Source organism: Paraburkholderia sp. BL6669N2, assembly GCF_003387275.1.
GTDB lineage: Bacteria > Pseudomonadota > Gammaproteobacteria > Burkholderiales > Burkholderiaceae > Paraburkholderia.
The window spans coordinates 2383482-2405782 of the sequence record NZ_QUNA01000002.1; the positions used below are offsets into that span (position 1 = coordinate 2383482).

Here is a 22301-nt window from a genome sequence, read left to right on the forward strand (position 1 = left end):
GCGCCGCAAAAAACGGCCCTGGCTTGGGGTTTCAGAAAGCCAAGGCCCAACTTCATTGCGCCGCGCTCTTTAGACGCAATGGAGGAGAAACGCTTACCAGCGTGCGGTTATGCGCTCACGCGATCGACCGCGATGAAGACGCCAATAAAGGCGGCTTCAAAGCGGTCTCAAACACGCTTGGCGAGCGGCACGAACGGCAGGTCGTCGGGTCCGGTGTAATTCGCGCTCGGGCGGATGATCTTGTTGTCGACGCGCTGCTCGATGATGTGCGCGCTCCAGCCGGCCGTGCGCGCGATCACGAAGAGCGGCGTGAACATGGCCGTGGGCACGCCCATCATGTGATACGAGACCGCGCTGAACCAGTCCAGATTGGGGAACATCTTCTTCGCCTCCCACATCACCGACTCCAGCCGCTCGGCGATATTGAACAGCTTGCTGTTGCCGGCCTCCTTCGAGAGCTTTTTGGCGATTTCCTTGATGACCTTGTTGCGCGGATCGGAGATCGTGTACACCGGATGGCCGAAGCCGATCACCACTTCCTTGTTCTCGACGCGCTTCCTGATGTCGGCTTCGGCTTCGTCCGGCGTCTGGTAGCGCGACTGGATCTCGAACGCGACTTCATTGGCGCCGCCGTGCTTCGGTCCGCGCAGCGCACCGATCGCGCCGGTGATGGCCGAATAAATGTCCGAGCCCGTGCCGGCGATCACGCGGCCCGTGAACGTCGATGCGTTGAATTCGTGCTCGGCGTACAGGTTCAGCGACACATGCATCGCGTCGACCCATGCCTTCGACGGCTCCACGCCGTGCAGCAGATGCAGGAAGTGGCCGCCGATCGAGTCGTCGTCGGTTTCCACCTCGATGCGCTTGCCGTTGTGCGAGTAGTGATACCAGTAAAGCAGCATCGAGCCGAGCGAGGCCATCAGCTTGTCGGCGATGTCGCGCGCGCCCGGCAGGTTGTGATCGTCTTTCTCCGGCAGCACGGTGCCGAGCACCGACACGCCGGTGCGCATTACGTCCATCGGATGCGCGGCGGCCGGGATCCATTCGAGCGCGGCCTTGACGTTGGCGGGCAGCCCGCGCAGCGCCTTCAGCTTCGTTTTGTACGCGGTCAGTTCGGCCTGGGTCGGCAGCTTTTCGTGCACCAGCAGATAGGCGATTTCTTCGAATTCGCAGGCGCTCGCGATATCGAGAATGTCGTAGCCGCGGTAATGCAGGTCGTTGCCGGTCTTGCCGACCGTGCAGAGCGCCGTGTTGCCCGCTGTCACGCCGGACAGGGCGACGGATTTCTTCGGTTTGAATGCGCCCGCGTTGGGCGTGCTGTTGTCTGCTTCGCTCATGAGTTTGTCTCCTGATGCATGGTGGATGCTTTTGAACGCAGCCTGAAACGCAAAGAACGGGCCAGCTGCTTCGACGCGCGCTAAGTGCCTGATTTCATGAGAGACATGCGATCGCATCGACGGGCATTCAATTTCACAACTGAAATGCTGATTTCAAATCAGAAACGGATGCGCGCATAATAGACGCACTTCACCCGCCTCTTCGCGAGCCGCCCTCCCTTGAGCACACCTCTTTTCGAACCCGCCCAGCGCCCCCGCATCTGGGCCGTGAGTATCAGCCGACTGCGCGATCTGTTCTTCGATATCGCCGGCGAATACGTCGAACGCGCGGACTTGCGTATCGTCTCGCACGGTTTCGAAGACGCCGTGCGCGAGATCGACGCCGCGGGCGCGGGTCGTCCGGACGTGGTGATTGCCGGCGGCTCGAACGGCGCGTATCTGAAGACGCGCGTGTCGGTGCCGGTGGTGCTGATCAGCCCGACCGGCTTCGACGTGATGCATGCGCTCGCGCGGGCGCGACGCGACGGCGCAAAGGTCGCGCTCGTCACACACGGCAATACGCCTGACGAAGTGCGCCGCTTCGTCGCCGCCTACGCGCTCGACGTCACGTTCGCCTCGTATCAATCGGCGCAGGACGCGGAGAGCGTCGTGCTCGATCTGCGCGATCGCGGCATCGACGCGGTGGTCGGTCCTGGCATGGTCACCGATCTCGCGGCGAATGCCGGCATGGGCGCGGTGTTTCTGTATTCGCGCGCGTCGGTGCGCGCGGCCTTCGACACCGCGCTCGAAGTCGCGCAAGCCACGCGGCGCGAAACGGTCCGGCGTCAACGGCTCGACAATCTGCTGCAGCATCTGCGCGACGGCGTCGTCGCGCTCGACGCGCAAGGCCGCGTCGAAGCGATGAACCAGCGCCTTGCCGCCGTGCTCGGCCTCGACGCGGCGAAGGCCGTGGGCCGCGTGCTGCTCGAACTCGCGCCCGATCTCGCGGGCAGCCTGCCGGACGCCGACGGCGACACCTTGTGCACGGTGCGTGGCGTGAGCTATGTCGTGCATCGCGGGCCACTGGCGAGCAGCGGCGCGGCGGCGGGCACGGTGCTGACGTTTCAGGAATCGCGCGCGGTCGAACGGCTCGACCGGACCTTGCGCTCGCGCCAACGCGTGCAGCAGTTCAGCGCGCGTTACCGGCTCGACGATATCGTCGGCGCGTCCGAATCGATCGAACGCGTGCGCGCGCTCGTGCGGCGCTACGCGCGCTCGGACGCCACTGCGTTGATTCTCGGCGAAAGCGGCACGGGCAAGGAGATGGTCGCGCAGAGCATGCATCAGTTGAGCGCGCGGCGCGACTTCGCCTTCGTCGCGATCAATTGCGGCGCGTTTCCAGAGGCGCTGCTGGAGAGCGAACTGTTCGGCTACGAGGAAGGCGCGTTCACCGGCGCGCGCAAGGGCGGCAAGGCGGGGCTGATCGAAGTGGCGCACCGTGGCACGCTGTTTCTCGATGAAATCGGCGAAATGCCGCTGTCGCTGCAAAGCCGGCTACTGCGTGTGCTGCAAGAGCGTGAAGTGGTGCGGCTCGGATCGACTGAGCCGACGCGGGTGGATATTCGCGTGGTCGCGGCAACGCATCGCGCGTTGACCGAGGGGATCGAAGCGGGCAGCTTTCGCGCGGACCTGTACTACCGGCTCAACATTTTGAGCATCGCGCTGCCGCCGCTGCGCGAGCGGCCGACCGATCTTCTGCCCCTCGCCGTCGAACTGCTACTGCAAGCCGCCGCGCGCGAACCGAGGCTCGCGGCGCGCCTGCCGGACGCGCCCGCCGCCCGGCGCCTGCTTGCCGCGCTCGCCGAGCCGCTCAAGCGCTACGCGTGGCCGGGCAACGTGCGTGAATTGCAGAACGTGATCGAACGGATCGCGGTCGAACTCGCCGATGCGAATGCCGAAGCCGATGCGGACGCGGGCGCGACGTCGGAACACGCCGCCGAACCCGTTCTCACCCGCGACATGCTGCGCACGGTCGCGCCTGAAATAATCGAGCCGCACGCGCGCACGAAAAAAGCCGCGCTGACCCTGCGCGAACGCAGCCGTCACGTGGAAGCCGACGAAATCCGCGCCGCGCTCGCCGCGCACGACGGCGATCGCGACGCGGTCTGCGAGGCGCTCGGCATCAGCAAGACGACGTTATGGCGGAAGCTGAGCGCGACGCAGTAGGCGTACCGCTCAAGTTATTCAAGCCGCTAGCGCCACTCAAACCGCCAGCGCCATTCGCTGCGCTCGCCCCACCGTGCCGCGCCGCATTGGCTGCGGCCCGCGCGATGAACATGCTGGGCGTCATGCCGCAGCATCGCTTGAAATGGCGGCCGAAGTGGCTTTGGTCGAAGAAACCGACCTCCGTCGCCACCACCGATCCCGGCACGCCTTCGAGCAGCAGCGTCTGCGCGCGCTGGATCCGCAGCCCGCACAGATAGCGGTACGGCGATGAGCCGTATTGCTGCCGGAACACCGTGGCGAAACGCGACACGCTGAGCGCGGACAGCGCGGCGAGTTGGGCGAGCGTTACCGGTTCGTCGAAATGAGCTTCGATGAAAGCGCGGGCCGCATTGAGGCTGATGGACTGTTTCATGACGTCACGATGGTCGAGCGGGCCGCCGGTTGCTTCGTGAAACGCTGGATGGAAAACGCGTCGAGAGGAATCGCCGTGCTGCCCGTATCGACGAGTTCCGCCAGCGTTTCGCCGACGCCCGGGCCGATCTGAAACCCCGAGCCACTGAAGCCGAACGCGTAGAACAAACCGTCGATCTGACCGCTCGGACCGATCACCGGCTCGCTGTCGGGCAGATAGCTTTCCACACCGCTCCACACGCGAATCACATGCAGCGGCGCCAACGCGGGCACGAGCCGGCGCATTTGCGCGAGTTGCCGCACGGTGTTGATCGGCACCACGGAAGCGCGGCTCGTCACGGCGTCGGCGGGACCGGCAGGACCGCCGCCGACGATGATGTTGCCGCGCGGAATCTGGCGAAAATAAATGCTCTCTTCCTTGATCGACGTGAACACGCCCATCGACGACTTGGACACGTACGGCACCGGCTCCGTCACGCACATTTGCGGTCCGCGCACGGTGAGCGGCGCGGATTCGCCGAACTGTTCGGTCAGCCGGCACGCCCACGCGCCGGCGCAGATCACGAGTTGCGCCGCCCAATACACGTCGCCGCGCGCGCTTTCCACGCGAAACCGGCTACCGTCTTTTTCGACGCGCACGATCTCCGTGTCCTCGATCACCTGCGCGCCCAGCCGGGCCGCCGCGCGGCCGAACGCGGGCGCGGCGAGGCGCGGATTGGCGTGGCCGTCGAGCGGAGAGATCGAAGCCGCCAGCACCTCGCGGCCGAGAAACGGAAAGCGCCTGAACAGCGCTTCGCCGTGCAGCACTTCGAGTTCGAGACCGTAGGCGCGGGCGTCGATCGCGTACTGGTCGAAATTCTCCACGTCCTTCTGGTGGTAGCACACACGCGTATGACCCGACGGCAGAAACTCGATGTCCTCGCCGAGCAGTTCCGTGGAGCGTTGCCAGGTCCGCAGCGCGCGGTTCGCCATCGCCAGTTGCGACAACGCACGGCCCTGACGGCGAACGCCGCCGAAGTTCACGCCGCTTGCCTGCTGGCCGGTGAGTCCGCGTTCGAGCAGAATCACCGAACGGTTGCGCTGGCGCAGGAAGAACGCTGTCGTCGTTCCCACGATGCCGCCGCCAATCACGATCACATCGGCTTCGTTCGCGGTCGTCGCGCTCATTCGATCACCTCGTCGCTCACCGCTTCGGTCACTGCTTCGCGCACTGCTTCGGTCAACGCCACCGGCAGCGGTTTGACCGGCGCCTGGCCGCGCAGCCGTCCCACTGAAGACAGCGGCACGCACGCCGCAGCCGCAATGATTTCCGCGCCCGCGTGGCCGCAATAGCGCCCCTGGCAACGACCCATGCCGACGCGCGAAAACGCCTTCGCGCGATTGGCCTCTTTAGCGCCGGTCGCGCGCACCACGCGACGCAACTCGCCTGCCGTGATCGTTTCGCAACGGCAGACAATCGTTTCGTCCGGCAGCGAAGCGGCGAATTTCGCCGGCCACGGAAACGCTTCACGCAAGCCCGCGGCAAAACGCGTAAAGCGCGCGAGTTCGGCGCGCAAGTGCTCCACGCCGTCGACCGGCAGGCCGTGATCCTGCAAGGCGGCCAACGCCGCGAGACGGCCCGACCGTTCCGCTGCGTCCGCGCCGCGCACTCGCGCGCCGTCGCCTGCCAGATAGACGCCTTTGATGCTGCTGCGGCCATCGGGGTCGATTTGCGGCAGCCACTGCCGAGCGGTCTCGTCGAACAGAAAGCGACAGCCGGCAAGGTCCGCGAGTTGCGTCTCGGGCCGCAGGTGATAGCCGAGCGCGACGGCGTCGCACTTGAATTCGAGGCGCTTGCCACCGGGCAATTTCACCTCGACGGCGCTCACGCCGTCTTGCGCCGAGCCTTTGATTTCGAGCGGCACTACGCCGCGATGAACCGGCACGCGTGCGTCGGCCAGCACGCGCGTCAATGCAATGCCTTTTCTGAGTGCGGCGGGAATCGCCAGCAAACGCGGCAATGCGGCCACGCGCTGCATGAAGGTCGAAGTGTCGAGCACCGCGGCAACCTGCGCGCCCGCTTTCACGTACTGCGCGGCCACGAGGTACAACAGCGGGCCGCTGCCCATCATCACGATGCGCGAGCCGATCACGCAGCCTTGCGACTTCAACGCGACCTGCGCGCCGCCGAGGCTATAAGTGCCGGCCTGATGCCAGCCCTTGACCGGCATCAGCCGATCCGTCGCGCCGCTGCAAACGATCAGCGCGTCGAACGCGAGCTCGTGATACCGCGTGCCACTCACCAGATGCACTGTGTTCGGCGAAATGTTCCAGACCAGCGTTTCCGGCAAATAGTCGATCCTGCTTTTCAACGCATCGAAGCTCTCATGCAGCGACGTGGCTCGCTCGGCCTCGGTGCCGTAGAGCGTCTCGTAGCTGCGCGAAAACCCTTCCGGCTGACGCCGATAAATCTGCCCGCCGTCGCGGCGCCCTTCATCGATCACCACGGGCCGCAGCCCCGCTTCGACGAGCGCCTGCCCGGCGCGCACACCCGCCGGGCCGGCGCCGACGATGACTACGCGCGGGGCCATACACCCTCCCCGGCTTCCGCCAGCTTCGTGACGATCGACATGCCGGGCAGCGCCGGCGTGCTGCACGCGCGCACGCGCTCGCCTTGCGCGGTCCACACCCAGCAGTCCTGGCAAGCGCCCATCAGACAGAAACCGGCGCGCCGGCCGTCGCCGAATTCGGAGTCGCGCAACGTACGCGTGCCGGTGAGCAGCGCGACCATCAGCGTGTCGCCTTCGGCGGCCTCGCGCACGACGCCGTCCACCGTGATCGGAAAGGTCTTGCGGCCCGTTTCCGCGACGCGTACAAATCGTCCGCTCATGCCGCGGTCGCCTCCACGGTCTGCAGGCGGTTCAATTCGGCGGCCGGATGGTGGCACAGAATCTCCGCGCCCGAAGGTAGCTTCTTCAACGAAGGCGGCGTTACGTTGCATTTGCCGTCGATACGCACCGGACAGCGCGCGCGGAACGAGCACAACTCGGCAATGTCGGCGCTCTCGCCCATCGCCGGCAAGGCGGTCGCGACAATGTCGCGGCGCGCGTCGAGCCAGCCGGGTTTCAAGGCCGGCACCGAATCGACCAGCAGACCCGTGTACGGGTGATACGGCGGCGCCGCCAGCACGTCGCGCTGCCCTGCTTCCACGCGATGCCCCGCGTACAGCACGATCACTTCGTCGCAGATCGCGCGCACCGTCGAAATATCGTGGCTGATGAACATGTACGACACGCCCAGTTCGCGGCGCAATTCGGCGAGCAGATCGAGAATCGCCGCGCCGACCACCGTGTCGAGCGCGGAGGTCACTTCGTCGCACAGAATCAAGGCAGGATTGGCAGCGAGCGCGCGTGCCAGATTCACGCGCTGCTTCTGGCCCCCGGAGAGTCCGGCCGGCGTACGCTTGGCGATCGAAGCCGGCAGCTTCACCAGATCGAGCAACTCCAGCATGCGTTTTTTTGCGGCCGAGCCGCGCAGATGGTGATAGAACGCCAGCGGCCGCCCCAGAATATCGGCAATCGAATGGCTCGGATTGAGCGCCGTATCGGCGTTCTGAAACACGATCTGGATCTGCCGATACTGCTCCGGCGTACGGCGGGAGATTTGTGCGTGCAACGGCTCGCCGTTGAACAGCACCTCGCCGCGCCCGCGGTCGACCAGCCCCGCCACCACGCGCGCGAGCGTGGTCTTGCCGGAGCCGGATTCGCCGATCACGCCGAGCGTGCTGCCGCGTGGAATCGACAGACTGACGTCGTCGAGCACGCGCACGGCAGGCACGCCTTGCCGGTCGATCCGTCCATAGCCCGCCGACAGCCCGCGAATCTCCAGTAGCGGCGGCACGTGTTTGCCGAGATTTGGCGGCAACGTCAGCACGGCTTCCGGACGCCGCGTCGCGGCCAGCAATTGACGCGTGTACGCATCCACGGGCGCGTCGAGCACTTGCGCGACCGCGCCGTTCTCCTTCACCGCGCCGCCGTTCAACACGACGATGCGGTCGGCCATCTGCGCGACCACCGCCAGATCGTGCGACACGTACACGGCCGTGGTGCCGAGTTCGCGAATCACCTTCTTGAAGGCCGCAAGTACTTCGATCTGGGTGGTGACGTCGAGCGCGGTGGTCGGCTCGTCGAACACGACGACGGCCGGATCGGTGATCAATGCCATCGCGGCCATCAAGCGCTGCAACTGACCGCCGGATACCTGATGCGGATAGCGCGCGCCGATCGTTTCCGGCGCGGGCAGCGCGAGCGAGCGGAATAGTCCGATCGCTTTGGCGCGTGCGGCATCTTTCGTCATCAGGTGATGCAGCAGCGCCGGCTCGATGACCTGATCCATGATCGTGCGCGCCGGATTGAAGCCGGCCGACGCGCTCTGCGCGATGTACGCGACGGTGCGCGCGCGCAACGCGCGGCGTCCCTTCGCATCGAGCGACAACACCTCGAGCTCGCCGATGCGCACCGACCCGCCGCTGATCTCGCAGCCCGGGCGCGCATAGCCGAGCAGCGACAGCGCGATGGTGGTCTTGCCCGAACCGGACTCGCCGATCAGCGCGAGCACCTCGCCCTTCTTCACCGAAAAATCGACGCCCTTGACGATCTCCGTCACCGGCCCCGGTGCGGCACCCGCGACGACTCTCAGGCCCTTTACTTCGATCATGTCCCGCTCAGCCATCACGCACCTCCCTGCTTGCGGTTGCGACGCCGCAAGTTGTCGATCAGCAGATTCATGCCGATAGTCAGCGTCGCGATCGCGACGGCCGGCATCAGCACGGCGGGCGCGCCTTCCGACAAGCCGCCGATGTTCTCGCGCACGAGCGAACCCCAATCGGCGTTCGGCGGTTGCACGCCGAGGCCGAGGAAGCTCAACCCGCTCAGCAGCAGCACGATGAACACGAAACGCAGGCCGAAATCGGCGAGCATCGGATGAATCATGTTGGGCAGCACCTCGACCCGCGCGATATAGAAGATGCCTTCGCCGCGCGCGCGGGCCACCTGCACGTATTCGAGGCTCATCACGTTCACCGCGAGCGAGCGCGAAATGCGGAACGCGCCGGGAATGTAGGCGGCCGCGGCGACCGTCGTCAGCATCGGAATCGACGACCCGAACGCGGCGATCACGACGAGCGCGAGCACCTTGCTCGGAATCGAAATCAGCGCGTCGAACAGGCGGCTCAGAACTTCATCGACCACGCGGCCCGAGACCGCCGCGAGCAGGCCGAAGAACGTGCCGATCACGCTGGCGAGCACGGCCGCCGCGAGCGCGAGGCCGACGGTATAGCGCGCGCCGTAGAGAATCCGGCTCAGCATGTCGCGGCCGAGATAGTCGGTGCCAAGCGGGTACGCCGCGCTGTAACGGCCAAAAATTTCCGTCGAGGTCAGCGCACCGCCTTTGTACGGCGCGACCAGCGGTCCGATGAACGCGACCAGCAGCCAGAACGCGACCATCAAGAGACCGATCAGGCCGAGTACCGAGAAGCGGTGCACGAGGCGTTTGAACACGCCGTGTTTCAGCGGCGCGACTTCGACAGGCGCGGGCTCGACGACCACTTCGTCGCGGCGCACGTCGTACAGCTCGGTGCCGGCGTGAGGAACATGGTGGGGATTGGTAGGTTGGCTCATCATCGACGCAGCCTCGGGTTGGATACGATTTGACACAGGTCGGCGATCAGCACGAGCGCGAGATACGCCGCGCAGAACACCATGACGCAACCTTGCACGAGCGGCATGTCGCGGTTGGTGACCGCGTCGACCATCAGGCTCGCAAGACCCGGATAGTTGAAGATCGATTCGACGATCACCACGCCGCCGAACAGATACGACAGACTCAGCGCCACGGCGTTGGCAATCGGCCCGACGGTGTTCGGCAACACATGCCGCCACACCACGCGCACCGGCGAGGCGCCCTTGAGCAAGGCCATTTCCACATACGACGAGTTGAGCTGATCGAGCACCGCGGCGCGCGTCATGCGCGCCATCTGCGCGACGAGCACGCAGCACAGCGTCATCACCGGCATCGCGTAGATGCGCAGCAGCGCGCCGAACGAATGCACTTCCGACAGATACGACAGGGCCGGCAGCCAGCGCAGCTTGACGGCGAAGATCAGCACGGCGATCGTCGCGATCAGGAATTCCGGCACGGCGACCGTGGAGAGCGTCAGCACATTCAGCGTACGGTCGAGCAGCGAGCCGCGGAACATCGCCGACGAAATGCCGATCAACAGCGCCACCGGCACGGACACCACCGCCGTCAGTCCGGCGAGCACCAGCGAGTTCGGCAGGCGTGTAGCGATCAGTTGACTGACGGGCAGATTGTTCGACAACGACGTGCCGAAGTTGCCGCTCACCACGTGAAGGAGCCACACGAAGTAGCGTTGCAGCGCGGGCTGGTCGAGGCCGAACTGATGCCGCAGAGCGGCTACGGCTTCGGGGGTTGCCGCCTGGCCGAGCGCCTGTTGGGCCGCGTCGCCGGGCAGCAGCCCGGTGATCGCGAACACGACGGCGGACACCAGCAGCAGCGTGAGCAGCGCGAGGCCGAGGCGCGCGGCGATGAGACGTTGCGCATGTGCTTTCATCGAGAATCGCCTCCATTGCAGTTGAAGCCGCGCACCGCCGATGAGGCGGCGCGCGTGTTGCAGGGCGTGCCCTGAGTCGGGCTCAGGTTTCGAGCCAGACGTTTTCCGCGAACATGAAGCCCATCAATCCGGCGAGCGGAATCGAACCGAGACCCTTGAGCTTGTTCGTGTACGCGTCGAGCGAACTCTGGAACAGCGGAATGCCGGTGCCGCCCGTTTCATGCACCAGCACCTGCATGTCGCCGTAGATCTTCTTGCGCTTGACGTCGTCCGGTTCGCCACGCGCCTGGACCAGCAACTGGTCGAACTTCGGGCTCTTCCAGTTCGCTTCGTTCCACGGTGCATCCGACTTGTAGAACTGCGTGAAAATTACGTCGGCGCTCGGCCGCGCGTTGACATTGCCGAAACCCAACGGATGCTTCATCCAGTGGTTCGACCAGTAGCCGTCGGCCGGCACGCGCGACACCTGCAGATTCAGACCCGCTTGCGGCGCGACCTGCTGAAGGAACATCGCCATTTCAACCGAGCCTTCGGCCGCCGGCGACGCGAAAATCTGGATCGGCGCGCTGCCCACCTTGGCCTTCTGGAAATGGAACTTCGCCTTGTCCGGGTCGAAGGCGCGCTGCGGCAAGCCGGCCAGGTAGTACTTGTTGGTCGGATCGATCGGCTGATCGTTGCCGATCGTGCCGTAACCCTGGAAGATCGCGCGGCGCATCTGCTCGCGGTCCTGCAGGTACATCATGCCTCGCCGAAAATCGTCGTTGCCGGTAATGCCGCCTTCGTCGCGGACCACCAGGTCGGTGTACAGGCCCGTTTTCGTCTCCAGCACGGAGTAACCGCCGGCGCCTTTGATCTGGGCGGTCGAACGCGGGCTCACCGAGTTGATCAGTTGCACGTCGCCCGAGAGCAGCGCGTTCACGCGCGCCGACTCGTCGCCAATACCGATCAGCTCGATTTCGTCGAGGTGCGGCATGCCCGGCTTCCAGTACTTCTCGTTCTTCACGCCGACCGTGCGCACGCCTGGCGAAAATTCCTTGACCTTGAACGGGCCAGTGCCGATCGCCGTTTTGAAATCCTTGGTGCCGTCCTTGATGATCTGGAAATGCGAGGTGGCAAGGATCACCGGCAGATCGGCATTCGGACCTTCCAGCGTGATGGTCACTTCGTTCGGGCCGGTGGCCTTCACTTCCTTGATCTGATCGGCCAGCGTCTTCGCTTTCGAAGCGGTGGCCGGATCCTTGTGGCGCATGATCGAATAGACCACGTCGGCCGGCGCGAGGGCTTTGCCGTCGTGGAACTGCACGCCATTGCGCAGCTTGACGACCCACACGGTGGCGTCTTTCGTGTCGAGCGAGGTTGCCAGCGACATCTTCGCGCCGAGATGCGAGTCGAGTTCGGTCAGGCAGTTGTAAAACATGAAGCCACGCACGTAGTCTGTGCCGAGCGCGCCCTTCGCGGGGTCGAGCGTATCGGCCGCGGAGGCGGACTGCGTTGCCACGCGGATCTTGCCGCCCTGCTTGGGCGTGGCTTGCGCCAGGGCCTCACCGCTCGCGGTCAGAAGGCCGGCGCCTGTCACCGACATCATCCCGGCTGCGGCCATCGCGCGCAGCACGCCGCGCCGCGATGCACCTTTGGCGGTCAACCGCTCCAACTCGGTGCCGAGACCAAGAGCGCCATGTTGCGAGTTTTCCTTATTCATCGAACTTCTCCGCGAGGTAGAGCTATGGGGTTGAGCAGGCGTGGCTGCGTTTTTTTAACTGCCGGGTGTAAGTGTCAATCCAACAACGAAACCATCAGTAGAAAATGTCCTTGATACGGTAATACGTGCCCACCAGCGGCAGAAACCAGGGCTTGCCGGTATGCCCGGGAATCGCGGGCCACTCCGACTCGCGCCACGGGTTCTGGTCCTCGTGGCCGTCCATCACGTCGGCCATCACCTGGCCCATGTGCGTCGACATCTGCGTGCCGTGGCCGCTATAGCCCATCGAGAAATAGATGCCGTCGTGCTGCCCGGCGTGCGGCAGACGGTCGGCGCTCATGTCCACCAGACCGCCCCAGCAATAGTCGATGCGCGCGCTCGCGAGCATCGGGAACATCCCGGCGAGGCCTTCCTGCAGGATGCGTCCGCTCTTTGCATCGGACGGGCGTTCGGACGCCGTGAAGCGCGCGCGGCCACCGAACAGCAAACGCGAGTCCGGCGTCACGCGGAAATAGTTGTGCATCAAACGCGTGGTCGTGTACGCGCGCCGGTTGGGGAACACTTGCGCCAGCAACTCGGGCGACAAGGGTTCCGTCACGACGATGAACGAACCGATCGGTGCGAGGCGCCGCCGATACCAGCCGAACGGACCGTGCCGCGACGGACCTGTCGCGATCAGCACCTGCCTTGCGCGCACTTCGCCGCGCGCCGTGGTGATCCGAAAGCCACTGCCGTCTTTCACGATGGCGGTGACCGCCGCGTTCTCGTACAGCTTTGCGCCGCGCCGCACCGCCGCCTCGGCGAGACCGACCGCGAACTTGCCCATGTGCATCTGGCCGCCGTGCCGTTGCAGCAGCCCACCGTGAAAACTGTCGGACTGGATTTCGCTGCGAATACGGCTGCGGTCGATTAGTTCGATATCCGTATCGACTTCACGGCGAATCGCTTCCGCGGTCTTCTCCAGATGCGCGAGGTGATGCGGCTTGGAGGCCAGTTTCAGCTTGCCGGTCGCGATGTAGTTGCAGTCGATGTTTTCCTCGCGGATCAGCCGCTCGACCGTATCGACCGCATCTGAAAACGCACGGTAGCAGGCGCTCGCGCGCTCCACACCGAGTTGCGCGACCAGCGCGACGAAGTCCTGCGCGACACCGGTATTGACCTGCCCGCCGTTGCGACCGGACGCGCCGCCGCCAATGCGGCCGGCGTCGAGCACGGTCACCGCGGCGCCGCGCTTGCCCAGCGCCTGCGCCGCCGACAGCCCGGTGAAGCCGCCGCCGATCACCACCACGTCGGTCTGGCCGTCGACCGGACCCTCGCACGCCGAAAGCAGGGGCGGTGCGGTGTCGAGCCAGTAGGAATCGAGCTTCATCCGGTCTGTCCTTGAGATGGGCAATGAGCGTGAAAAACCGGCGCTTACAGGCCGAGTTCCGAAGCCAGATGCGGAATGTCCTGGACCTCGTAGTACTGGTAATACGGCGTGGACGGCTCGTGGCCGCGGTTGACGAAGACCTTGTGCTTGATGCCCATGTCGTGCGCGGTCATCAGGTCGTAGCGCAGGCTCGACGATACGTGCAACACGTCTTCCGGATTGCAGTTGAGCTGGTCGAACATGTATTCGAAGCCTTGCATGCGCGGCTTGTACGACTGCGCCTGCTGGGCGGTGAACACCTTGTGGAACGGCGCGCCGAGCTTGTCGACGTTGCTCTGGATCTGGTCGTTCGAAGCGTTCGAGAGAATCACCAGCTTGTACTTCTTCGCCAGACGAGCGACGCCTTCCGGCACGTCCGGATGCGGGCCCCAGGTCGGCACGGCTTCATAGATGCTCTGCGCACCCGCTTCGTTGAATTCGACGTTCACGCGCTTGCACGCGCGGCGCAGCGCATTGACCACCACGTCGCGATACGGCTTCCATGCACCGAGCACTTCATCGCGACGATAGCCCGCGTAGAACGCGACGAGCTTTTCGAGGTCTTCACCGCTCAGCAAGTGGCCGTATTGTTCGCGCGTCATGTCGGCCATGCGGAATTTCGTCAGCGTGCCGTAGCAGTCGAAGGTGATGTATTTCGGTTCGAATTCGATCATGGTGCAGTCCTATCGTGATGGTGAACCCGCTGTCGGAGTTCATTGGCGGAAACCGCTTTGCGTGAGACCGGAGCAACGCGTCAAAGCGCACGCCGGTCGACTAAACTCAATTTCTGTTAAAGATTTAATCAGCGCAAAAACATAGATGTTCCTGATTAGTGCGCTGCTGGTGACACAAACATTGCGTTTTAACGCCGCTGACAGCACAGAATGCGGCGTTCGGGCTGAAAGCCTTATCCCGCCTGGATTTGCGGCCGGCGCGCGAGGCGTGCATCGCGCGTTCAGGCGCGCCGCTCGATCAGCACGCTTTCGAACCGCAGGCTGGCCTCGTAAGCGTGGCGGCCGGGATTCCTGCCGCCGCCGAAGCGCAGCGTCGCGCCCGGCTTCAACTTGGCGAAGGTCTCGCCGATGCGCTCGGCCAGCGGTTCGGCAAGACTTTGCTCGACGTCGTCCGGATTGAAGCTGTCCATGAGCAAGGTTTCCTGGGTGACTGGCCGGTGGTCCGCGCGGTGCGTTTCGTGAATGCTTGCGCCATGACAAAATCGTAGAGCCGCGGGCCTGACATATATCGCCGACAAAATTCGCCTCGCAGCAGAAGTTACCTGTAATGCGCACCCAGACCTGGCGTTTTGCATCGAATTTCGATGCGGCCCTGTCCGTGGGCCTCGATAAAAAGATCGTCCTAGTCACACCGCGCACCGGATGACACAGTGACGGCGTAAGCCTTCAGTCAATCAGGGAGTACGGCGTGTCCGATTCGATTACCTATAGACGCTTCACCCTCGACGACATTCCCGCCGCGCACGCGTTGACGGTCGAACTCAAATGGCCGCATCGCGCGGACGACTGGAGATTCGTCCTCCAGCTGGGCGTGGGTTTCGTCGCGGAAGACGCGAGCGGCGTGATCGGCACGGCCCTATGCTGGAAATACGGCGCGCAGCGCGCCTCGCTCGGCATGGTGATCGTGTCGCCGCAAAGCCAGGGGCGCGGCATCGGCAGAAAGCTGATGGAACTGGTGCTGGAAGAACTGGGCGGCCGGGTTACGTTCCTGCACGCCACCACCGCCGGCCAGCCGCTTTATGAAAAGCTCGGCTTTCGTGCCGCGGGCACGCTCGACCAGCATCAGGGCGCGGCGTTTCAGCCGCCGCTCGTATCGCTGCCGCCGGGCGAGCGTTTGCGCCCGCTCGGTTCGAGCGATACGGCGCGCCTGGTCGAACTGGCGTCGCGGGCCAGCGGTCTGGATCGCGGCGAAGTCTTGCCCGCGCTGCTTGACACCGCCGATGGCATCGCGCTCGACCGCGATGGCGAACTGATCGGCTTCGCGCTGTTCCGCCGCTTCGGCCGCGGCTTTGCGATCGGTCCGGTGGTCGCGGCCGCCTCGGAGGATTCGAGCCGCGCCAAGGCGCTCATCAGCCACTGGCTCGCGCTGAACGAGGGCGTGTTCGTCCGCGTCGATACGCCCAGCGATAGCGGTCTCACGGAGTGGCTGGAAGAGTTGGGCTTGCCGCGCGTGGACACGGTCGTCAGAATGGTCCGCAACGCCACGCCGGGCGAGCCCGCGAGCGCCGGCCAGGACTCGCATTACCTGCAATACGGCATCATCAACCAGGCAATCTTCTGACCGACATGGCCTTCCTCTATAAAGCCGATCCGGCGCGCGGCGCGCAGTGGGCGAAACTCTTCGCGCAGAAAGCGCCTGAGCTGCCGTTCCATATCTGGCCCGATCTCGGCGACCCGGCCGCGATCCGTTATCTCGCCGCCTGGCAGCCGCCCGAAGATCCCACGCGCACCTTCCCTAATCTGGAGGTCGTGTTCTCGGTCGGCGCGGGAATCGATCAGTTCGATCTGTCGGGCGTGCCGGAGCATGTGCCTGTGGTGCGCATGATCGAGCCGGGAATCGTCGAAGGCATGGTCGAGTACGTCACGCAGGCCGTGCTGACGATTCATCGCGATCTGCTCGACTACGGCCTTCAGCAACAGCAGCAAGTCTGGCGCGAGTTGCCGCTCAAACCGGCCAGTCAACGCCGCGTGGGCGTGCTCGGGCTGGGTGTATTGGGCACGGCCGTGCTGGAGCGGCTGCGGTTGTTCGGCTTCGACTGCGCGGGATGGAGCCGTTCGGGCCGCGAGATAGAAGGCGTGACCTGTTATGCGGGCGAAGACGCGCTGGATGCGTTTCTCGCGCGCACCGATATCCTGATCTGCCTGCTGCCGCTCACGCCCGCCACGCGCGGGCTGCTCGACGCGGCGTTGTTCGCGAAGCTGCCGCGCGGCGCGTCGCTGATTCAAACCGGTCGCGGTCCGCATCTGAATCAGCAGGATCTGCTGGCGGCGCTCGAGAGCGGCCAGTTGCACAACGCCATTCTCGACGTGACCGATCCCGAGCCATTGCCCGCTGGTCATGCGTTGTGGACACATCCACGCGTGCGCATCACGCCGCATATCGCCAGCGCGACGCGGCCCGAAACCGCCGTTGAAGTCGTGCTGGAGAATCTGCGCCGCCATCGCGAAGGCGTGCCGATGGTCGGTCAGATCGACCGCGCGCAAGGCTATTGAGGGCAGTACCGCGCGAAACGCCCGCGCGGTGGTGCTTTTCAGCGTCCGCAGCAGAAAATGCCAAGACAGCGCATCAAAACGCGTCGTGCGAGCTTTTCAGGCAATTGTTTAGGTAAGCGGGCGATCGCCGCTGATCAGTAGTATGGAACGGTCAACAGCCCCTTCCGCGACGAGATACCCATCATGCCGATTCAATCGCTCATCGAAGCCGACCGCAAGCATCTGATTCACCCGGTCATCAACTACCGCGCGCACGAAGCACGCGGCGTCACCGTCCTCGAATCCGCCAGCGGCGCGTTTCTGCGCGACGCGGTCGGCAACGAATTGCTCGACGCGTTTTCCGGACTCTGGTGCGTGAACGTGGGTTACGGCCAGCAGAGCATTGTCGACGCCGCTGCCGCGCAGATGCAGAAACTGCCCTACGCGACCGGCTATTTCCATTTCGGCTCGGAACCGGCTATCGAACTCGCGCAGAAGCTGGTCGAAGTGTCGCCCGCTTCGCTGCAACACGTGTACTTCACGCTCGGCGGGTCCGACGCGGTCGATTCGGCGCTGCGTTTCATCACGCATTACTTCAACGCCACGGGGCGGCCGTCGAAGAAGCACATCATCGCGTTGCAACGCGGCTATCACGGCTCGTCGACGACCGGTGCCGGTCTTACCGCTCTGCCCGCGTTCCATCGCAACTTCGATCTGCCGCTGCCGAACCAGCATCATCTGCCGTCGCCGTACGCCTACCGCAGCGATTTCGCCGACGACGCCGCGCTGATCGCCGCCTCGGTCGCAGCGCTCGAAGCAAAGGTGACCGAGCTTGGCGCCCACAACGTCGCCGCGTTCTTCTGCGAACCGATCCAGGGTTCGGGCGGTGTGATCGTACCGCCGGTCGGCTGGCTCAAGGCCATGCGTGAAAGTTGCCGCAAGCTGGGCATTCTGTTCGTCGCCGATGAAGTCATCACCGGTTTCGGCCGCACGGGTCCGCTGTTTGCCTGCCAGGGCGAAAACGTCGAACCGGATCTGATGACGGTCGCCAAAGGCCTGACCGCGGGCTATGCGCCGATGGGCGCCGTGCTGATGTCGGACGAAATCTATCAGGGCATCGCGGACGGCGACGCCGAAGCCGTGGTCGGCCACGGCCATACGTATTCGGCGCATCCGGTGAGCGCGGCGATTGGCCTCGAAGTGCTGCGCCTCTATCACGAAGGCGGCCTGCTCGCGAACGGCGTGGCGCGCGCGCCGCGTTTCGCGCGCGGCCTCGATGCACTGCTCGCGCATCCGCTGGTGGGCGACTCGCGGCATCGCGGCCTGCTCGGCGCGCTCGAACTCGTCACCGACAAGGACAGCAAGGCGGGCTTCGACCCGGCGTTGAAACTGTCCGACCGGATCGCCGCCGCCGCGTATGAAAACCGCCTGATTTTCCGTGCGTTCGGCGACAACATCCTCGGCTTCGCACCGGCGCTTTCGTACACCGAGGCCGAGTTCGATCTGATGTTCGAACGGCTCGAAAAGACCCTCGACGACGTTCTCGCACAAGCCGATGTGCGCGCCGCGTTGAAGGTCAAAACTCATGCCACTGCATGCTAGAGTAGAGGGCCATCCCAGCCCCCACCACGATCGCCGGAGCGACAACGTTACGATGAGCAGCGACTGCAAGCTAGACCGGATTGACCTGCGCATACTTTCCCAGTTGCAGAAGAAAGGCCGCATAACCAACGTCGAGCTTGCCGACGCGGTCGGGCTGTCGCCCAGTCCTTGCCTGATCCGCGTCAAGCGTCTGGAGAAAGCCGGCTACATCATCGGCTACGGCGCGCAGATCCAGCTCGAAAAGCTCGGCGACGTGCAGATCGTGTTCACCGAAGTCACGCTCGCCGATCATCGGCGGGAAGACTTCATCAAGTTCGTGAATGCGATTCGCGACGTCGACGAGATTGTCGAGTGCCATCTGGCAAGCGGCGGTTACGACTATCTGCTGAAGTTCGTCACGCGCAGCGTGAGCCATTACCAGAGCATCGTGGAAGGACTGCTGGAACGCGATATCGGCATCGAGAAGTACTTCAGCTACGTGATCATCAAGTCGCCCTTCGTGAAGAGCCATTACCCGCTCGAAACGCTGTTCTCGCAGAATCATCACTAGGCATTGCTTTGTTGTGACCGGCCGGATCTTGCCGTCGTTCAGCGTGCAGTATTCAACGTTCGGCAACGCCGGCCATGTTCGCGCCGGCCGCATCGTCGCCCGGCGCATTGCCTTGCGCGAATTCCTCGCTCAGAAAGTCCACGCAGACGCGCACCTTCGCCGACTGTGCGAGGCGCGCCGGATACACCGCCCACAGGTTCGCCGGTTGCGTGACCTCGGGCAACACCTGCCGCAACTGACCGCTTTCGAGCAGCGGCCGCACGTCCCACATGGAACGCAGCACGATGCCGCGTCCGGCCAGCGCCCACTCTACCGCCACTTCCCCGTGATTGGTCGACAACGGTCCGGTGACCTTGATCGACACCGGCTCGCCGCGCACCGTCAAACGCCACAGCCCAAACGGATGGTCGCGTTCCTTGATCGCGAGACACGCATGCGAGGACAGCTCGGCAAGCTGGCGCGGCGCGCCATGCCGCGCGATGTAATCGGGCGACGCGCACAACACGCGATGATTCGACGCGAGCCGCCGCGCGATCAGATGCGGAGCGATCTCGTCGCCGATCCGCACGTCCAGGTCGAAGCCCTCGCCGCCGACATCGACGAGGCGGTCGAACAGATCAAGCCGCACGCTCAGTTGCGGATAGCGCTCGGAAAAGCGCGCGAGCGCGGGCGCGACGAAGCGCCGGCCAAAGCCGAAGCTGCTGGAAATACGCAGCTTGCCGCCGGGAATGCGGCGCGTGGTGGAGACGTCTTCCACGAGCTGATCGACATCGTCGAGAATCTTTTCGGCCCACGTGTAGACGCGCTCACCGGCTTCCGTGATCGCGACGCGGCGCGTGGAACGGTGCAATAAACGCGTACCGAGCGTAGTCTCGAGCACGTTGATGCGTTTGCTGACATACGCCGCGGACACCGACAAGGCTTCCGCCGCCGCGCTGAAACTGGACTTGCGCGCTACTTCGCAGAACACGCGCAAATCGCCGAGATCGGGTGAGGGAACGGCGTTCATGGGTCGATTGCTCGCACCTGAGTTTGTACACGAATCGTGCACAGTGGCTTAACTAAAGCGACTATTTTAGTCTCAAACAGCGGGAATAAAATAGCCGTTATCGAATCGTCCAGAAGCCCCAACAGAACCCAAGCGGAGGAGCACAACATGTCGAAGAAATATCGGATCGCAGTCATTCCCGGCGACGGCATCGGCGTTGAAGTCATGCCGGAAGCCATCCGCGTGCTGGAGGCGGTGAAAACGCGCTTCGGCATCGAGCTGGAGTATCAGCACATTGAATGGGCGAGCTGCGAGTACTACGCGAAGCACGGCAAGATGATGCCGGACGACTGGAAAGCGCAACTGCAATCGGCCGACGCGATCCTGTTCGGCGCGGTCGGCTGGCCCGACACCGTGCCCGACCATATCTCCCTGTGGGGGTCGCTGCTCAAGTTCCGCCGCGAATTCGACCAGTACATCAATCTGCGCCCGGCGCGCCTCTTCGCCGGCGTGCCTTCGCCGCTCGCCGGCCGCAGCGCGGGCGACATCGACTTCTGGATCGTGCGTGAAAACACCGAGGGCGAGTACTCGTCGGTGGGCGGCGTGATGTTCGAAGGCACGGAGCGCGAATTCGTGCTGCAGGAATCCGTCTTCACGCGGCACGGCAGCGAGCGCGTGCTGAAGTTCGCATTCGACCTCGCGCAGCGGCGCGAGCGCAAGAAGATCACCGTTGCCACCAAGAGCAACGGCATCGCGATCAGCATGCCGTGGTGGGACAAGGTTGCGGCCGGCATCGCGGAGCAGTATCCGGACGTGACGTGGGACAAGCAGCACATCGACATTCTGTGCGCGCGCTTCGTGCTGAACCCGGATCGCTTCGACGTGGTGGTGGCCACCAATCTGTTCGGCGACATCCTGTCGGACCTCGGCCCCGCCTGCACCGGCACGATCGGTCTCGCGCCGTCGGGCAATCTGAATCCGGACCGCAAGTTTCCTTCACTGTTCGAACCGGTGCACGGCTCGGCGCCGGACATCGCCGGCAAGAACATTGCCAATCCGATCGCGATGATCTGGTCGGCCGCGATGATGCTCGATTTCCTCGGCAATCACGAGGGCAAGGAGCGCGAGGCGCACGACGCGATCCTCGCCGCCATTGAAGCAACGCTGGTGGAAGGCCCGCATACCGGCGACCTCGGCGGCAAGGCGAACACCACCGAAGTCGGCCAGGCGATTGCGGCAAAACTCGCCTGAGTCTTTCGTTCACTTTCTGCCAGGACAACTCGCATGAGCATGGAAGCCTACCCCATCGAAGTCGAATTCCCCGATATCTCGGCGCACGAACAATCGGCGTCCGGCATCGCTTACGTGCATACGTTCGATTCGGGCGCGCCGGGTCCGCACGTAATGATCAACGCGCTGACGCACGGTAATGAAGTGTGCAGCGCGATCGTCGTCGACGAATTGCTGCGCCGTGAGTTGCGGCCGCGGCGCGGGCGTCTCACGCTGGCGTTCGCCAACGTCGACGCTTATCGGAGTTTCGATCCCGCGCAGCCGGATGCGGCCCGCTTCGTCGATCAGGACTTCAACCGCGTGTGGACCGCCGCGATGCTCGACGACACCTCACGCACGTCCAGTGAACTGGAACGCGCGCGCGCGATGCGGCCGGTGATCGACGCTGTCGACGCCCTGCTCGATCTGCATTCCATGCACGAGAAGAGCAAGCCGCTGATCGTGGCGGGACCGCTGCAAAAAGGCATCGATCTCGCCGTGCGGCTCGGCACGCCGGCCACCGTGATCTGCGACGAAGGCCATCCGGAAGGCCGCCGCATGCGCGACTACGAAGGTTTCGGCGATGCGGCCAGTTCGAAGAACGCGCTGCTGATCGAATGCGGGCAGCATTGGGAACAGAGCGCGGTTGCGGTCGCGCGCGACACCACCGCGCGCTTCCTGCTGCTCGCCGGCGTGATCGACGAAGCGGACCTGCCGGAAGGTTGGCTTGCTCCGCTGCCGCCGGTACAGCACATCGTCCGCGTGACGCAGCCGGTGGTGGCCACCAGCATGGATTTTCGTTTTGCGGCGCCGTACACGGGTCTCGAGATCTTCGCCGAGGCCGGCGCCGTGATCGGCTGGTCCAACGGCGAGCCGGTCACCACGCCCTACGACAACTGCATGCTCGTCATGCCTTCGCTGCGGCAACTGCGGCCCGGGGTGACCGTCGTCCGGTTAGGCAAGATCGAGCAGACCGTGACGAACACCCAAGCCAGCGGCCAATAAAGCGGCCCGTG

The 22301-nt window shown here is 64.5% G+C and carries 20 protein-coding genes; 7 read left to right on the forward strand and 13 right to left on the reverse strand.

Translation table 11 applies throughout. The annotated features are described in order from the left end of the window. Positions 1-167: 167 nt before the first annotated feature. Positions 168-1337, reverse strand: coding sequence for a 2-methylcitrate synthase (prpC, locus tag B0G80_RS33185; protein ID WP_106282512.1), 1170 nt, complete (start codon positions 1335-1337; stop codon positions 168-170). A 219-nt stretch (positions 1338-1556) separates the two neighbouring features. Here prpC and prpR point away from each other — a divergent pair, with 219 nt between their 5' ends. After that, positions 1557-3542, forward strand: a complete 1986-nt coding sequence (gene prpR, locus B0G80_RS33190) for a propionate catabolism operon regulatory protein PrpR (protein ID WP_116122068.1) — start codon at positions 1557-1559, stop codon at positions 3540-3542. Here prpR and B0G80_RS33195 read toward each other — a convergent pair. The 11 genes from B0G80_RS33195 to B0G80_RS33245 form a co-directional block, all read right to left on the reverse strand. Then, entirely contained in the window at positions 3499-3954 is a 456-nt protein-coding gene (locus B0G80_RS33195; RefSeq protein ID WP_116122069.1) for an AraC family transcriptional regulator, read from the reverse strand. The two genes, prpR and B0G80_RS33195, sit on opposite strands and share 44 nt — an antisense overlap. Continuing rightward, complete coding sequence (locus B0G80_RS33200) at positions 3951-5120, reverse strand: FAD-binding oxidoreductase (RefSeq protein WP_116122070.1); 1170 nt, start codon at positions 5118-5120, stop codon at positions 3951-3953. The genes B0G80_RS33195 and B0G80_RS33200 overlap by 4 nt, the downstream gene beginning before the upstream one ends. Further along, complete coding sequence (locus tag B0G80_RS33205; protein ID WP_116122071.1) at positions 5117-6523, reverse strand: NAD(P)/FAD-dependent oxidoreductase; 1407 nt, start codon at positions 6521-6523, stop codon at positions 5117-5119. Before B0G80_RS33205 ends, B0G80_RS33200 begins: the two co-directional genes overlap by 4 nt. Further along, complete coding sequence (locus tag B0G80_RS33210; RefSeq protein ID WP_116122072.1) at positions 6508-6822, reverse strand: (2Fe-2S)-binding protein; 315 nt, start codon at positions 6820-6822, stop codon at positions 6508-6510. The genes B0G80_RS33205 and B0G80_RS33210 overlap by 16 nt, the downstream gene beginning before the upstream one ends. Next, positions 6819-8663 carry an ABC transporter ATP-binding protein gene (locus B0G80_RS33215; protein ID WP_116122073.1) on the reverse strand — a complete coding sequence of 615 codons (1845 nt, stop codon included), beginning with the start codon at positions 8661-8663 and terminating at the stop codon, positions 6819-6821. The genes B0G80_RS33210 and B0G80_RS33215 overlap by 4 nt, the downstream gene beginning before the upstream one ends. Further along, positions 8663-9613 (reverse strand): ABC transporter permease, encoded by a 951-nt coding sequence (locus B0G80_RS33220; protein ID WP_106282519.1) that lies wholly within the window; start codon positions 9611-9613, stop codon positions 8663-8665. The genes B0G80_RS33215 and B0G80_RS33220 overlap by 1 nt, the downstream gene beginning before the upstream one ends. Next, positions 9610-10563 (reverse strand): ABC transporter permease, encoded by a 954-nt coding sequence (locus B0G80_RS33225; RefSeq protein ID WP_106282520.1) that lies wholly within the window; start codon positions 10561-10563, stop codon positions 9610-9612. The genes B0G80_RS33220 and B0G80_RS33225 overlap by 4 nt, the downstream gene beginning before the upstream one ends. An 82-nt stretch (positions 10564-10645) precedes the next feature. After that, positions 10646-12262: an ABC transporter substrate-binding protein gene (locus B0G80_RS33230; RefSeq protein WP_106282521.1), complete on the reverse strand. Its 1617-nt coding sequence runs from the start codon at positions 12260-12262 to the stop codon at positions 10646-10648. Positions 12263-12356: 94 nt separating this feature from the next. Next, the gene (locus tag B0G80_RS33235; protein WP_116122074.1) at positions 12357-13631 is read right to left on the reverse strand and encodes an FAD-binding oxidoreductase; all 1275 of its coding nucleotides are present in this window, start codon (positions 13629-13631) and stop codon (positions 12357-12359) included. Between the two features lie 44 nt (positions 13632-13675). Next, on the reverse strand, positions 13676-14344 hold the full coding sequence (locus B0G80_RS33240; RefSeq protein ID WP_116122075.1) for a haloacid dehalogenase type II: 669 nt from the start codon (positions 14342-14344) through the stop codon (positions 13676-13678). A 281-nt stretch (positions 14345-14625) separates the two neighbouring features. Beyond that, complete coding sequence (locus tag B0G80_RS33245) at positions 14626-14814, reverse strand: hypothetical protein (protein ID WP_116122076.1); 189 nt, start codon at positions 14812-14814, stop codon at positions 14626-14628. 278 nt (positions 14815-15092) lie between these two features. On the opposite strand from B0G80_RS33245, the gene B0G80_RS33250 reads away from it, so the two are divergent. From B0G80_RS33250 to B0G80_RS33265, 4 genes are all read left to right on the forward strand, one after another. Continuing rightward, positions 15093-15965 carry a GNAT family N-acetyltransferase gene (locus tag B0G80_RS33250; RefSeq protein ID WP_116122077.1) on the forward strand — a complete coding sequence of 291 codons (873 nt, stop codon included), beginning with the start codon at positions 15093-15095 and terminating at the stop codon, positions 15963-15965. Positions 15966-15970: 5 nt separating this feature from the next. Next, complete coding sequence (locus tag B0G80_RS33255) at positions 15971-16897, forward strand: glyoxylate/hydroxypyruvate reductase A (protein WP_116122078.1); 927 nt, start codon at positions 15971-15973, stop codon at positions 16895-16897. Between the two features lie 183 nt (positions 16898-17080). Continuing rightward, a complete protein-coding gene (locus B0G80_RS33260) occupies positions 17081-18478 on the forward strand; it encodes an aspartate aminotransferase family protein (protein WP_116122079.1) in 1398 nt (465 codons plus the stop codon). Between the two features lie 52 nt (positions 18479-18530). Continuing rightward, a complete protein-coding gene (locus B0G80_RS33265; protein WP_011491802.1) occupies positions 18531-19028 on the forward strand; it encodes an Lrp/AsnC family transcriptional regulator in 498 nt (165 codons plus the stop codon). A 52-nt stretch (positions 19029-19080) separates the two neighbouring features. Here the strand turns inward: B0G80_RS33265 and B0G80_RS33270 are convergent, their stop codons facing one another. Next, positions 19081-20037 (reverse strand): LysR substrate-binding domain-containing protein, encoded by a 957-nt coding sequence (locus B0G80_RS33270; RefSeq protein WP_116122080.1) that lies wholly within the window; start codon positions 20035-20037, stop codon positions 19081-19083. Positions 20038-20184: 147 nt separating this feature from the next. On the opposite strand from B0G80_RS33270, the gene B0G80_RS33275 reads away from it, so the two are divergent. Both B0G80_RS33275 and B0G80_RS33280 read left to right on the forward strand, forming a co-directional pair. Beyond that, entirely contained in the window at positions 20185-21267 is a 1083-nt protein-coding gene (locus B0G80_RS33275; protein ID WP_116122081.1) for a tartrate dehydrogenase, read from the forward strand. Positions 21268-21300: 33 nt separating this feature from the next. Next, positions 21301-22290: a succinylglutamate desuccinylase/aspartoacylase family protein gene (locus B0G80_RS33280; RefSeq protein WP_116122082.1), complete on the forward strand. Its 990-nt coding sequence runs from the start codon at positions 21301-21303 to the stop codon at positions 22288-22290. Positions 22291-22301 lie beyond the last annotated feature (11 nt).